The organism is Streptomyces sp. NPDC048671, from assembly GCF_055587045.1.
Genome location: NZ_JBVJHB010000013.1, coordinates 103,775 through 117,054 on the forward strand (window position 1 = coordinate 103,775; position 13,280 = coordinate 117,054).

Annotated in this window: 10 protein-coding genes; all 10 read left to right on the top strand. The window is 69.4% G+C overall.

Features of this window, described 5'->3' with window-relative positions; genetic code table 11:
- The first annotated feature begins 18 nt into the window (after positions 1-18).
- The 10 genes from nuoE to nuoN are packed head-to-tail and all read left to right on the top strand — an operon-like array spanning position 19 to position 13,148.
- Positions 19-834, top strand: coding sequence for an NADH-quinone oxidoreductase subunit NuoE (gene nuoE, locus ACZ6S6_RS26025; RefSeq protein WP_362960685.1), 816 nt, complete (start codon positions 19-21; stop codon positions 832-834).
- Positions 831-2,198 (top strand): NADH-quinone oxidoreductase subunit NuoF, encoded by a 1,368-nt coding sequence (gene nuoF, locus ACZ6S6_RS26030; RefSeq protein ID WP_362960493.1) that lies wholly within the window; start codon positions 831-833, stop codon positions 2,196-2,198. The genes nuoE and nuoF overlap by 4 nt, the downstream gene beginning before the upstream one ends.
- Entirely contained in the window at positions 2,195-4,726 is a 2,532-nt protein-coding gene (locus ACZ6S6_RS26035; protein WP_469707080.1) for an NADH-quinone oxidoreductase subunit G, read from the top strand. Before nuoF ends, ACZ6S6_RS26035 begins: the two co-directional genes overlap by 4 nt.
- The gene (gene nuoH, locus ACZ6S6_RS26040) at positions 4,723-6,126 is read left to right on the top strand and encodes an NADH-quinone oxidoreductase subunit NuoH (protein WP_469707081.1); all 1,404 of its coding nucleotides are present in this window, start codon (positions 4,723-4,725) and stop codon (positions 6,124-6,126) included. Before ACZ6S6_RS26035 ends, nuoH begins: the two co-directional genes overlap by 4 nt.
- Positions 6,119-6,847, top strand: coding sequence for an NADH-quinone oxidoreductase subunit NuoI (gene nuoI, locus ACZ6S6_RS26045; protein ID WP_469707082.1), 729 nt, complete (start codon positions 6,119-6,121; stop codon positions 6,845-6,847). The genes nuoH and nuoI overlap by 8 nt, the downstream gene beginning before the upstream one ends.
- Complete coding sequence (locus ACZ6S6_RS26050; protein WP_469707083.1) at positions 6,844-7,674, top strand: NADH-quinone oxidoreductase subunit J; 831 nt, start codon at positions 6,844-6,846, stop codon at positions 7,672-7,674. The genes nuoI and ACZ6S6_RS26050 overlap by 4 nt, the downstream gene beginning before the upstream one ends.
- Positions 7,671-7,970 (top strand): NADH-quinone oxidoreductase subunit NuoK, encoded by a 300-nt coding sequence (gene nuoK / locus ACZ6S6_RS26055; protein WP_362960508.1) that lies wholly within the window; start codon positions 7,671-7,673, stop codon positions 7,968-7,970. Before ACZ6S6_RS26050 ends, nuoK begins: the two co-directional genes overlap by 4 nt.
- 15 nt (positions 7,971-7,985) lie before the next feature.
- Positions 7,986-9,887 carry an NADH-quinone oxidoreductase subunit L gene (gene nuoL / locus ACZ6S6_RS26060; RefSeq protein WP_362960511.1) on the top strand — a complete coding sequence of 634 codons (1,902 nt, stop codon included), beginning with the start codon at positions 7,986-7,988 and terminating at the stop codon, positions 9,885-9,887.
- 4 nt (positions 9,888-9,891) lie between these two features.
- Positions 9,892-11,487, top strand: coding sequence for an NADH-quinone oxidoreductase subunit M (locus tag ACZ6S6_RS26065; RefSeq protein WP_362960514.1), 1,596 nt, complete (start codon positions 9,892-9,894; stop codon positions 11,485-11,487).
- Positions 11,484-13,148, top strand: coding sequence for an NADH-quinone oxidoreductase subunit NuoN (gene nuoN / locus ACZ6S6_RS26070; protein WP_362960516.1), 1,665 nt, complete (start codon positions 11,484-11,486; stop codon positions 13,146-13,148). Before ACZ6S6_RS26065 ends, nuoN begins: the two co-directional genes overlap by 4 nt.
- Positions 13,149-13,280 lie beyond the last annotated feature (132 nt).

The following is a 13,280-nucleotide window of genomic DNA, read 5'->3' on the forward strand; positions in this document are numbered from 1 at the left end:
AGCGAAGTCAGTCTGGGGATGCCGCAGCTCCCCGCCCCCGCCTACCCGGCCGAGGTGCGCGCCAGGCTCGAAGCGGACGCGAAGGAGGTGATCGCCCGCTACCCCGGCAGCCGCTCCGCGCTGCTGCCGCTGCTGCACCTCGTGCAGTCGGAAGAGGGGTACGTCTCCCGTACGGGCATGGCGTTCTGTGCCGAGCTGCTCGGCCTCACCACGGCCGAGGTCACCGCGGTCGCCACCTTCTACACGATGTACCGCCGCAGGCCGAGCGGCGACTACCAGGTCGGCGTCTGCACCAACACGCTCTGCGCGGTGATGGGCGGCGACGCGATCTTCGACCGGCTCAAGGACCACCTCGGCGTCGGCAACGACGAGACGACCGAGGACGGCAAGGTCACCCTCGAACACATCGAGTGCAACGCGGCCTGCGACTTCGCCCCCGTCGTGATGGTGAACTGGGAGTTCTTCGACAACCAGACGCCCGAGAGCGCGACGCGGCTCGTCGACGACCTGATCGCCGGCCGCACCGTCGAGCCGACCCGCGGCGCCCCGCTGTGCTCGTACAAGGAGACCGCCCGGATACTGGCCGGTTTCCCCGACGAGCGCCCCGGTGCCGTCGAGGCGACCGGCGGCGCCGGCCACGCCTCGCTGATCGGCCTCAAGCTGGCCAAGGGCGAGGCCACACCGCAGCCCCGCGTCGTGAGCCCGCGCGGCGAAGCCCCGCGCGACGAACCGCAGAAGGGCGCCGAGCACCTCAGCTCCCATGACGCACCACAGCAGACCTCGGCATCCGACCCGGACAACCCGGCCGGTCCCGCTGCCGAGGAGGGGGAGTGATGACGTTGGCCGCCGAAATCGACAAGAACGGGACCAGTCCCGAGAAGCTTCTGGCACCGGTCCTGTCCGCCTTCTGGGACGAGCCCGAGTCCTGGACCCTGGAGACCTACCGCCGCCACGAGGGGTACGAGGGACTGCGCAAGGCGCTGGCCATGTCGCCGGACGACCTCATCGCGTACGTCAAGGACTCCGGTCTGCGCGGCCGCGGCGGCGCGGGCTTCCCCACCGGGATGAAGTGGCAGTTCATCCCGCAGGGCGACGGCAAGCCGCACTACCTGGTGGTCAACGCCGACGAGTCGGAGCCCGGGACCTGCAAGGACATCCCGCTCCTCTTCGCCAACCCGCACAGCCTCATCGAGGGCATCGTGATCGCCTGCTACGCGATCCGCTCCTCGCACGCGTTCATCTATCTGCGCGGTGAGGTCGTCCCCGTGCTGCGACGGCTGCACGAGGCCGTACGAGAGGCGTACGAGGCGGGTTATCTGGGGACGGACATCCTGGGTTCAGGACTCGATCTGGAACTCACGGTGCACGCCGGTGCCGGCGCGTACATCTGTGGTGAGGAAACCGCGCTGCTCGACTCTCTCGAAGGACGGCGTGGCCAGCCCCGGCTGCGGCCCCCCTTCCCCGCGGTCGCCGGTCTGTACGCCTGCCCCACTGTGGTGAACAACGTCGAGTCCATCGCCTCGGTTCCCGCGATCCTGAACAAGGGCAAGGACTGGTTCAAGTCCATGGGCAGCGAGAAGTCCCCGGGCTTCACGCTCTACTCGCTCAGCGGACACGTCTCGGGCCCCGGCCAGTACGAGGCCCCGCTCGGCGTCACCCTGCGCCAGCTCCTCGACATCAGCGGCGGAATGCGCCCCGGCCACCGGCTCAAGTTCTGGACCCCGGGCGGCTCCTCCACCCCGATGTTCACCGAGGAGCACCTCGATGTGCCCCTCGACTACGAGGGCGTCGGCGCCGCCGGCTCCATGCTCGGCACCAAGGCGCTCCAGTGCTTCGACGAGACGACCTGCGTCGTGCGGGCCGTCACCCGGTGGACCGAGTTCTACGCCCACGAGTCCTGCGGCAAGTGCACGCCGTGCCGTGAGGGCACCTACTGGCTCGTCCAGTTGCTCCGCGACATCGAGGCCGGCAAGGGACAGATGTCCGACCTCGACAAGCTGAACGACATCGCCGACAACATAAACGGCAAGTCGTTCTGCGCCCTCGGCGACGGCGCCGCCTCACCGATCTTCTCCTCGCTCAAGTACTTCCGTGAGGAGTACGAGCAGCACATCACGGGCAAGGGCTGCCCCTTCGATCCCGCCAAGTCGACCGTCTGGGCCGACGACAAGAACGCTCACCGGGGGGTGAACGCATGACAGTCACCACGAGTGCGCCCTCCGGGGGCGGCGAGGCGGCTCTCCCGCCCGAGGACCTCGTCACGCTGACCATCGACGGCATCGCGATCAGCGTGCCCAAGGGCACCCTGGTCATCCGGGCCGCCGAACTCCTCGGCATCGAGATCCCGCGCTTCTGCGACCACCCGCTCCTCGACCCGGCCGGAGCCTGCCGCCAGTGCATCGTCGAGGTCGAGGGCCAGCGCAAGCCGATGGCGTCCTGCACCATCACCTGCACCGACGGCATGGTCGTCAAGTCGCAGATCACCTCGCCCGTCGCCGACAAGGCGCAGCGCGGTGTGATGGAGCTGCTGCTCATCAACCACCCGCTGGACTGCCCGGTCTGCGACAAGGGCGGCGAGTGCCCGCTGCAGAACCAGGCGATGTCGCACGGCGACGCGACCTCCCGCTTCGACGGGAAGAAGCGGACGTACGAGAAGCCCGTCGCGATCTCCACCCAGGTGCTGCTGGACCGCGAGCGGTGCGTGCTCTGCGCGCGCTGCACCCGGTTCTCCAACCAGGTGGCGGGCGACCCGATGATCGAGCTGATCGAGCGCGGGGCGCTCCAGCAGGTCGGCATCGGCGAGGGCGACCCGTTCGAGTCGTACTTCTCCGGCAACACGATCCAGATCTGCCCGGTCGGGGCGCTGACCTCGGCGGCGTACCGGTTCCGCTCCCGCCCGTTCGACCTGGTGTCGACGCCCTCGGTGTGCGAGCACTGCGCGGGGGGCTGTGCCACCCGCACCGACCACCGGCGCGGCAAGGTCATGCGGCGGCTCGCCTCCAACGACCCCGAGGTCAACGAGGAGTGGCTCTGCGACAAGGGCCGCTTCGGCTTCCGCTACGCGCAGCAGCGCGACCGGCTCACCACCCCGCTGGTACGCAACGAGGCCGGCGAGCTGGAACCGGCGAGCTGGCCCGAGGCGCTTGAGGTGGCCGCCGCCGGACTCTCCGCCGCACGCGGCCGGACCGGAGTCCTCACGGGCGGCCGGCTGACCGTCGAGGACGCCTACGCGTACAGCAAGTTCGCCCGGGTCGCCCTGGACACCAACGACATCGACTTCCGGGCCCGGGTGCACAGCAGCGAGGAGGGCGACTTCCTGGCCGCCCGCGTCGCCGGCCGCGGACGCGACCTGGACGGCGCCGGGGTCACGTACACCTCGCTGGAGAAGGCGCCGGCCGTACTGCTGGTCGGCTTCGAGTCCGAGGAGGAGGCGCCCGGCGTCTTCCTGCGGCTGCGCAAGGCCAACCGCAACCACGGACAGCGGACCTTCGCCGTCGCCTCGCACGCCACCCGCGGGCTCACGAAGGCGGGCGGCACGCTGCTGCCCGCCGCCCCCGGTACCGAGACGGAGTGGCTGGACGCGATCGCGGGCGGTGTCGGCCTGGACGGCGACGGCGCGGCCGCCGCCGAGGCGCTGCGCGGCGGCGGCGCCCTGATCGTGGTGGGGGAGCGGCTGGCCGGCGTGCCGGGCGGTCCGACCGCCGCGGTACGGGCCGCGACCGCCACCGGCGCCACCCTGGTGTGGATTCCCCGGCGGGCCGGCGAGCGCGGTGCGGTGGAGGCGGGCGCACTCCCGTCGCTGCTGCCCGGCGGCCGCCCGTCCACCGACCCGCGGGCCCGGGACGAGGTGGCGGCCGTCTGGGGCGTCGCCGAACTCCCGTCCCGGTTCGGCCGCGACACCGGCCAGATCATCGAGGCCGCGGCCACCGGCGAACTGGGCGCACTGCTCGTCGCCGGGGTCGAGACCGCGGACCTGCCCGATCCGGACCGGGCCCTGGAGGCCCTGGACCGGGTCGGCTTCCTGGTCTCCCTGGAGCTGCGCCCCAGCGAGGTCACCGACCGCGCCGACGTGGTGTTCCCGGTGGCCGCGGTCGCGGAGAAGTCCGGCACCTTCCTCAACTGGGAGGGCAGGGCGCGGATGTTCGAGGCCGCGCTGAAGCCGGAGCAGATGGCCCGGCCCCTCGCGCCGGGCGACGCCCGGGTGCTGCACATGCTGGCCGACGCGCTGGCCCGCGCCGGAGGCGCTGACCGGATCAGTCACTTCGCGCTGCCGGACCTGAAGTCGGTGCGCCGCGAGCTGGACCGCCTCGGCGGCTGGCAGGGCACGCACGCGGACGACCCGCGCGAGCCCGCCCAGCCGCTGCCCCGGCCCGGCGACGGCGAGGCCGTCCTCGCGGGCCACCGGATGCTGCTCGACCTGGGCCGGCTCCAGGAGGGCGATACGGCGCTGGCCGGGACCCGGCACGCGGCGGTCGCCCGGCTCTCCGCCGTCACCGCCGCCGAGACCGGTGTCAAGGACGGCGATCTGCTGGCCGTCAGCGGCCCGGCGGGCAGTGTCGAACTCCCGCTCCAGGTCACCGACATGCCGGACCGGGTGGTCTGGGTGCCGCTGAACTCCGTCGGACGGGGTGTGCCGGCCGGGACCGGCGCCCGGCCCGGCGGTCTGGTGCGGATCGCTCCCGCCGCACCGGGTACTCCCGACGTCACACCGGAGGTGCGAGCGTGACTGCCCTCGCTCAACTGGCCGCGACCCCGCACGGTGCGGTGCTCGCCGCCGAGGACCTGTCGATGTTCGGTACCGACCCCTGGTGGCTGGTCGTCGTCAAGGCGGTCTTCTGCTTCGCGTTCCTGATGGTGACCGTGCTCTTCTCCATCGTGTGGGAGCGCAAGGTCGTCGCCTGGATGCAGCTGCGCATCGGTCCCAACCGGCACGGCCCCTGGGGCATGCTCCAGTCGCTGGCCGACGGCATCAAGCTGATGCTGAAGGAGGACCTGGTCGTCAAGCGGGCGGACAAGGTCGTCTACATCCTCGCCCCGATCGTCGCCGCCGTACCGGCGTTCATGGCGATCGCGGTGATCCCGTTCGGCCCGTCCGGCAACGAGGTCTCGATCTTCGGGCACCGTACGGCGATGCAGCTCACCGACCTCCCGATCGCGATGCTCTACATCCTCGCGGTCGCCTCGGTCGGTATCTACGGCATCGTGCTGGCGGGCTGGTCATCCGGATCGACGTACCCGCTGCTCGGCGGCCTGCGCTCGTGCGCGCAGATGATCAGCTACGAGATCGCGATGGGCGCCGCGTTCGCCTCGGTGTTCCTCTACTCCGGGTCGATGTCGACCTCGAAGATCGTGGAGGCGCAGCAGGACCGCTGGTTCATCCTCCTGCTGCCGGTCTCGTTCATCATCTACATCATCACGATGGTCGGTGAGACCAACCGCGCCCCGTTCGACATGCCGGAGTCCGAGGGTGACCTGGTCGGCGGCTTCAACACCGAGTACTCGTCGATCAAGTTCGCGATGTTCATGCTCGCCGAGTACGTCAACATGGTCACCGTCTCCGCTGTCTCCATCACCCTGTTCCTGGGTGGCTGGCGGGCCCCGTGGCCGATCAGCACCTTCTGGGAGGGCGCGAACCACGGCTGGTGGCCGATGCTCTGGTTCGTCCTCAAGGTCCAGCTGCTGCTGTTCTTCTTCATCTGGCTGCGCGGCACGCTGCCCCGGGTCCGCTACGACCAGCTGATGAAGCTGGGCTGGAAGGTCCTGATCCCGGTCTCCGTGGTCTGGCTGATGCTGGTCGCCACGGTGCGGGCGCTGCGCAACGAGGGCTACGACTACTCGAAGATCCTGCTCTACGTGGCCGGGGCCGTGATCGCGATCCTGCTGATCTCCTTCGTCGTGGACATGTTCCGCGACAAGAAGGGCCGGGCCGCGGAGGCCGAGGCGGAACCGGAGCCGGCGTTCGACCCGATGGCGGGCGGATTCCCGGTGCCGCCCCTGCCCGGACAGACCTTGCCGCCGGTGCCGCGGCGTGTGCCGCGCCGTGAGCGGGAGCTCGTTGTCAGTGGTGGCACGGATACTCAGAGTGACGGAAATCCGAGTGACGGAAAGGAGGCCGACCATGTCTGAACTGCCTGAGTCGCGGGGGTCCGAGAGGCCGCCGGAGGCCAGCGGGCCGACGGGGTCGAGCGTGTCTTCCGGGGGCACGGGGACCGGCGGGTCCGCCCAGTCCCCGCAGTCCTCGGACGACAAGTTCCAGAATCCGGTGGCCGGCTTCGGCGTGACCTTCAAGGCCATGTTCAAGAAGCGGCTGACCGAGCAGTATCCGGAGACGCCGAAGGTGACGGCGCCGCGCTTCCACGGCCGGCACCAGCTCAACCGCCATCCGGACGGCCTGGAGAAGTGCATCGGCTGCGAGCTGTGCGCCTGGGCCTGCCCGGCGGACGCGATCTACGTCGAGGGCGCGGACAACACCGAAGAGGAGCGCTACTCCCCGGGGGAGCGCTACGGCCGCGTCTACCAGATCAACTACGCGCGCTGCATCCTCTGCGGACTGTGCATCGAGGCCTGCCCGACCCGGGCGCTGACGATGACCAATGAGTTCGAGCTCGCCAACACCACCCGCGAGAGCCTCATCTACACCAAGGACGAGCTGCTCGCGGGCCTGGAGGAAGGCATGGTCGACAGCCCGCACGCGATCTTCCCCGGCACGGACGAACAGGACTACTACCGGGGCCTGGTGACCGAGGTCGCCCCCGGTACGCAGCGCCAGGTCGCCGTCTCCAAGGGCGAGAAGCCGTCCGACGGCGACAGCGAGAGCAACGGCTCGGCGCAGGAGGTGGACGCATGACCGGCCTGGCCGCCGCGGCCTCCCAGACCTCGACCGGTGAGGCCTTTCAGTTCTGGGTGCTCGGCACCGTCGCCGTGATCGGCGCGCTGTCCACCGTACTGATGAAGAGGGCCGTGCACAGTGCGCTGAGCCTCGCCGGGACCATGATCATCCTGGCGGTCTTCTACCTCGCCAACGGCGCCTACTTCCTGGGGATCGTCCAGGTCGTCGTCTACACCGGCGCGATCATGATGCTGTTCCTGTTCGTGGTCATGCTCGTCGGTGTCACGGCGGCGGACTCGCTGAAGGAGACCCTCAAGGGCCAGCGCTGGATGGCCGTCGGCTGCGGGCTCGGCTTCGGTGTCCTCCTGATCGCCGGCATCGGCAACGCCTCTCTGAACAGCTTCAACGGGCTCGGCGCCGCCAACGCCGAGCACGGCGGAAACGTGGAGGGGCTCGCCAGCCTCATCTTCACCAGGTACGTCTTCGCCTTCGAGATCACCGGTGCCCTGCTGATCACGGCGACCGTCGGCGCGATGGTGCTCACCCACCGCGAGCGCACCGAACGGGCCAAGACCCAGCGGGAGATGTCCGAGGAGCGCGTACGCAGCAGCCATCTGCCGCCGCTGCCCGCCCCCGGCGTCTACGCCCGGCACAACGCCGTGGACATCGCCGGACTGCTCCCCGACGGCACACCGTCCGAACTCACCGTGATGCAGACGCTGCGTAAGCGCGGCCAGATGCGCGATGTCTCCGACGAGGCGCTGGCCGAGCTCAAGGCGCTCGAACAGCGCTCCGGCGAGCGGCTCGGCCGGGACAACACCGAAGACGAGGAGGTCGGCAAGTGAATCCGGTCAACTACCTCTATCTCGCCGCCCTGTTGTTCACCATCGGCGCGTCCGGGGTGCTGGTCAGGCGGAACGCGATCGTGGTGTTCATGTGCGTGGAGCTGATGCTCAACGCCTGCAACCTCGCGTTCGTCACCTTCTCCCGTATGCACGGCAACCTCGACGGCCAGATCATCGCCTTCTTCACGATGGTCGTCGCCGCCGCGGAGGTCGTCGTCGGGCTCGCGATCATCGTGTCGCTGTTCCGTTCCCGCCACTCGGCCTCGGTCGACGACGCCAGCCTGATGAAGCTGTAAGGGGCGCTGGACCCAATGAACGCAGAGAACCTGATCGCGCTGCTTGTCGCGGCGCCCCTGCTCGGAGCGGTGGTGCTGCTCTGCGGCGGCCGACGCCTTGACCGTGTGGGCCACTGGCTCGGCACCCTGTTCGCCGCCGCCTCCTTCGTCATCGGAGCGGTGCTCTTCTTCAACATGCTGGGGAAGGGCGTCGCCGACCGGGCGCTGCACCAGAAGCTGTTCAGCTGGATTCCGGTCGAGGGCTTCCAGGCCGATGTGGCCTTCCAGCTCGACCAGCTGTCGATGACGTTCGTGCTGCTGATCACCGGTGTGGGCACGCTGATCCACATCTACTCGATCGGCTACATGGCGCACGACGAGCGCCGGCGCCGCTTCTTCGGATATCTGAACCTGTTCCTCGCGGCGATGCTGATCCTGGTCATCGCCGACAACTACCTGCTGCTGTACGTCGGGTGGGAGGGCGTCGGTCTGGCGTCGTACCTGCTCATCGGCTTCTGGCAGCACAAGCCCAGCGCGGCCACCGCCGCGAAGAAGGCCTTCCTGGTCAACCGGGTCGGTGACATGGGCCTGTCGATCGCGATCATGCTGATGTTCACCACCTTCGGCACCTTCGCCTTCGGCCCCGTCCTGGCGGCCACCGACGGGGCGAGCGAGGGCAAGCTGACGGCGATCGGCCTGATGCTGCTGCTCGCCGCCTGCGGCAAGTCCGCCCAGGTGCCGCTTCAGTCCTGGCTGGGCGACGCGATGGAGGGCCCGACCCCGGTCTCGGCCCTGATCCACGCCGCCACCATGGTGACCGCGGGCGTCTACCTCATCGTCCGGTCCGGCGCGATCTTCAACGCCGCCCCGGACGCACAGATGGTCGTCGTGATCGTCGGCGCGGTCACGCTGATCTTCGGGGCGATCGTCGGTTGCGCGAAGGACGACATCAAGAAGGCACTCGCCGGCTCGACGATGTCGCAGATCGGCTACATGATCCTGGCCGCCGGGCTCGGCCCGATCGGCTACGTCTTCGCGATCATGCACCTGGTGACGCACGGCTTCTTCAAGGCCGGGCTCTTCCTCGGCGCCGGTTCGGTCATGCACGGCATGAACGAAGAGGTCGACATGAGGAAGTACGGCGGCCTGCGGAAGTACATGCCGGTCACCTTCATCACCTTCGGCCTCGGCTACCTCGCGATCATCGGCTTCCCCGGACTGTCCGGATTCTTCTCCAAGGACAAGATCATCGAGGCGGCCTTCGCCAAGGGCGGCACCGAGGGCTGGATCCTCGGCGCGGTCACCCTCCTCGGCGCCGCGATCACCGCGTTCTACATGACGCGCGTGATGCTGCTGACGTTCTTCGGCGAGAAGCGCTGGCAGCCCGACGCCGAGGGCCATGAGCCGCATCCGCACGAGTCCCCGAAGTCCATGACCATCCCCATGATCGTCCTGGCGTTCGGCTCGGTCTTCGCCGGAGGATTCTTCTCCATCGGCGACCGCTTCCTGAACTGGCTGGAGCCCGTCACCGGCCACAACCACGGCGACGCCCCGGTCAGCGCGACCACCGTCACCGCCGCCACCATGGTGGTGCTCGTCATCGGTGTCGGCATCGCCTGGATGATGTACGGGCGCAAGCCCGTGCCCGCCATCGCCCCGCGCGGCTCGCTGCTCACCCGGGCCGCCCGCCGCGATCTCCTCCAGGACGACTTCAACCACGTCGTCCTGGTCCGCGGCGGCGAGCACCTCACCCGCTCCCTGGTCTACGTCGACCACACCCTGGTCGACGGTGTCGTCAACGGCACGGCCGCCTCGATGGGCGGGCTCTCCGGCCGGCTGCGAAAACTGCAGAACGGCTACGCCCGCTCCTACGCGGTCTCGATGTTCGGCGGTACGGCGGTCGTCATTGCCGCGACCCTGCTGATGAGGGCGGTCTGATCACATGTCCTTTCCCCTCCTGACAGCGACGGCGGTGCTCCCGGCGATCGGCGCGATCGCCACCGCCGCCGTCCCGGCCGCACGGCGCACCGCCGCCAAATGGCTGGCGCTGCTCTTCTCGCTGGGCACCCTGGTGCTCGCGGGCATCGTGCTCGCCCGCTTCGAACCCGGCGGCAGCCGCTTCCAGCTCACCGAATCGCACGCCTGGATCAAGGACTTCGGCGTCCGGTACGAGCTGGGGGTCGACGGCATCGGCGTGGCGCTCCTGGCGCTCACCGCCCTGCTCATGCCCTTCATCATCCTCGCGGGCTGGCACGACGCCGACCCCCTGGAGAACCAGAGCCGGCGCTGGCGGCCCACCCAGGGCTTCTTCGCCCTGATGCTGATGACCGAAGCGATGGTGATCCTCTCCTTCGAGGCCACCGACGTCTTCGTCTTCTACATCCTGTTCGAAGCCATGCTCATCCCGATGTACTTCCTCATCGGCGGCTTCGGGGACCGGGCCACCTCCTCCGCGGCCGCCGCGGCGGCGGGCGGCGGCGACGAGAACGCCGCGGCCCAACGCTCGTACGCGGCGGTGAAGTTCCTCCTGTACAACCTGGTCGGCGGCCTCATCATGCTGGCCGCGGTGATCGGGCTCTACACGGTCGCGGGGACGTTCTCGCTGTCCGAGATCGCCGAGGCCCGCGCCAACGGCACGTTCTCCATGGCGACCAGCACCGAGCGCTGGCTCTTCCTCGGGTTCTTCTTCGCCTTCGCGGTGAAGGCCCCGCTGTGGCCGCTGCACACCTGGCTGCCCAACGCCATGGGCGAGGCGACCTCCCCGGTCGCCGTGCTGCTCACCGCGGTCGTCGACAAGGTCGGCACCTTCGCGATGATGCGCTTCTGCCTCCAGCTCTTCCCGGAGGCCAGCAAGTGGGCCACGCCGGTGATCCTGGTCCTGGCGCTGATCAGCATCGTGTACGGGGCGCTGCTCGCCGTCGGCCAGCGCGACATCAAGCGGCTGATCGCCTACGCGTCGATCTCGCACTTCGGCTTCATCGTGCTCGGCATCTTCGCGATGACGAGCCAGGGCCAGTCGGGCGCGACGCTCTACATGGTCAACCACGGCATCTCGACGGCCGCGCTGATGCTGGTGGCGGGCTTCCTGATCACCCGGCGCGGCTCGCGGCTCATCGCCGACTACGGCGGAGTGCAGAAGGTGGCGCCGATCCTGGCCGGCACCTTCCTGATCGGCGGTCTGGCCACCCTGTCGCTGCCGGGGCTCGCCCCGTTCGTCAGTGAGTTCCTGGTCCTGGTCGGCGTGTTCTCCGCGTATCCGGTGGTCGGCATCATCGCCACCACCGGCATCGTGCTCGCCGCGATCTACGTCCTCGTCCTCTACCAGCGGACGATGACGGGACCGGTCAAGGCCGAGGTCCAGGGCATGGCGGACCTCAGGGTCCGTGAGCTGGTGGTGGTCCTCCCGCTGATCGCACTGCTGATCTTCCTGGGCGTCTACCCGAAGCCCCTGACGGACATCGTCAACCCGGCGGTGCAGCACACCATGTCGGACGTACAGAAGAAGGACCCCCAGCCCGAGGTGGAGGCCGCCAAGTGAGCGCAACAGCTGTCCACAGCCTGTGGACAATGGCGGGCGGGGTGACATCGGCCGCCCCTGACGAGAAGTTCAAGGCGCCGGTCATCGAGTACGCCCAGCTGACCCCGGTCCTGATCGTGATCGGAGTCGCCGTCCTGGGCGTGCTCGTCGAGGCCTTCGTGCCGCGCCGGGCCCGCTACCACACGCAGGTCTTCCTCACGGTCCTCGCCCTGGTCGCCGCGTTCGCCGCGGTGGTCGGCCTGGCGGCCGACGGATACGGCACGACGAAGGCGCACATCGCCGCGATGGGGGCCGTCGCCATCGACGGGCCCGCCCTGTTCCTCCAGGGCACCATCCTGCTGACGTCGCTGGTCGCCGTCTTCACCTTCGCCGAGCGGCGGCTCGATCCCGCGTCGCACGGCAACCGTGTCGACTCGTTCGCGGCGCAGGCCGCCTCGGTCCCCGGCAGCGACAGCGAGAAGGCCGCGGTCAAGGCCGGGTTCACCACCACCGAGGTCTTCCCGCTGATCCTCTTCTCGGTGGCGGGCATGCTGGTCTTCCCCGCGGCCAACGATCTGCTGACGCTCTTCGTGGCCCTGGAAGTCTTCTCGCTCCCGCTCTACCTCCTGTGCGCCGTCGCCCGCCGCAAGCGGCTGATGTCGCAGGAGGCCGCGGTGAAGTACTTCCTGCTCGGCGCCTTCTCCTCGGCGTTCCTGCTCTTCGGGATCGCCCTGATCTACGGGTACGCGGGCTCCGTCTCGTACGCCCGGATCGCCTCCGTGGTGGACGGCTCCATCCAGCAGATCGACCCGGCACTCGCGGACACCATGGGCAACGACGCGCTGCTGCTCATCGGCGGCGCGATGATCCTGACCGGCCTGCTCTTCAAGGTCGGTGCCGTCCCCTTCCACATGTGGACCCCGGACGTCTACCAGGGCGCCCCGACCCCGGTCACCGGCTTCATGGCCGCGGCCACGAAGGTCGCCGCGTTCGGTGCGCTGCTGCGCCTGCTGTACGTGGTGCTGCCGGGCCTCACCTGGGACCTGCGGCCGGTCATGTGGGGCGTCGCGATCGTCACGATGCTGGGCGGCGCGATCGTCGCCATCACCCAGACCGACATCAAGCGGCTGCTGGCCTACTCCTCGATCGCGCACGCCGGCTTCATCCTGGCCGGTGTCATCGCGGCCACGCCGGAGGGCATCTCCTCGGTCCTCTTCTACCTGGCCACGTACTCCTTCGTGACGGTCGGCGCGTTCGCCGTCGTCACCCTGGTGCGTGACGCTGGCGGCGAGGCGACGCATCTGTCGAAGTGGGCCGGGCTCGGCCGTCGCTCGCCGCTGGTCGCCGCGGTCTTCGCGGTGTTCCTGCTGGCCTTCGCCGGTATCCCGCTCACCTCGGGGTTCGCCGGAAAGTTCGCGGTGTTCAAGGCCGCGGCGGACGGCGGCGCCGGCGGACTGGTCGTCGTCGGTGTGATCTCCTCGGCGATCGCCGCGTTCTTCTACATCCGGGTCATCGTGCTGATGTTCTTCAGCGAGCCGAAGGCGGACGGCCCCACGGTCGCCGTCCCGTCCCCGCTGACGATGACCACGATCGCGGTCGGTGTCGCGGTCACGCTGGTGCTGGGCCTGGCCCCGCAGTACTTCCTGGACCTGGCGAGCCAGGCGGGAGTCTTCGTGCGGTAGGGCGGAAGGGCACCACCGCTGGAACAGCGCCGGACGGGCTTGTGAGTCAAGCCCGTCCGGCGCTGTCGTACGCGGCGCCTATCGTGGCAGGGGAGAGCAGGGACGGAACGGGCCGGATACCGGGGGACAGAG

What these genes read in the sequence shown, in the direction of transcription:
- nuoE (WP_362960685.1), top strand. Translation starts at nt 19, where the DNA reads ATGCCGCAGCTCCCCGCCCCCGCCTACCCGGCCGAGGTGCGCGCCAGG.
- ACZ6S6_RS26035 (WP_469707080.1), top strand. Translation starts at nt 2,195, where the DNA reads ATGACAGTCACCACGAGTGCGCCCTCCGGGGGCGGCGAGGCGGCTCTC.
- nuoI (WP_469707082.1), top strand. Translation starts at nt 6,119, where the DNA reads ATGTCTGAACTGCCTGAGTCGCGGGGGTCCGAGAGGCCGCCGGAGGCC.
- ACZ6S6_RS26050 (WP_469707083.1), top strand. Translation starts at nt 6,844, where the DNA reads ATGACCGGCCTGGCCGCCGCGGCCTCCCAGACCTCGACCGGTGAGGCC.
- nuoL (WP_362960511.1), top strand. Translation starts at nt 7,986, where the DNA reads ATGAACGCAGAGAACCTGATCGCGCTGCTTGTCGCGGCGCCCCTGCTC.
- ACZ6S6_RS26065 (WP_362960514.1), top strand. Translation starts at nt 9,892, where the DNA reads ATGTCCTTTCCCCTCCTGACAGCGACGGCGGTGCTCCCGGCGATCGGC.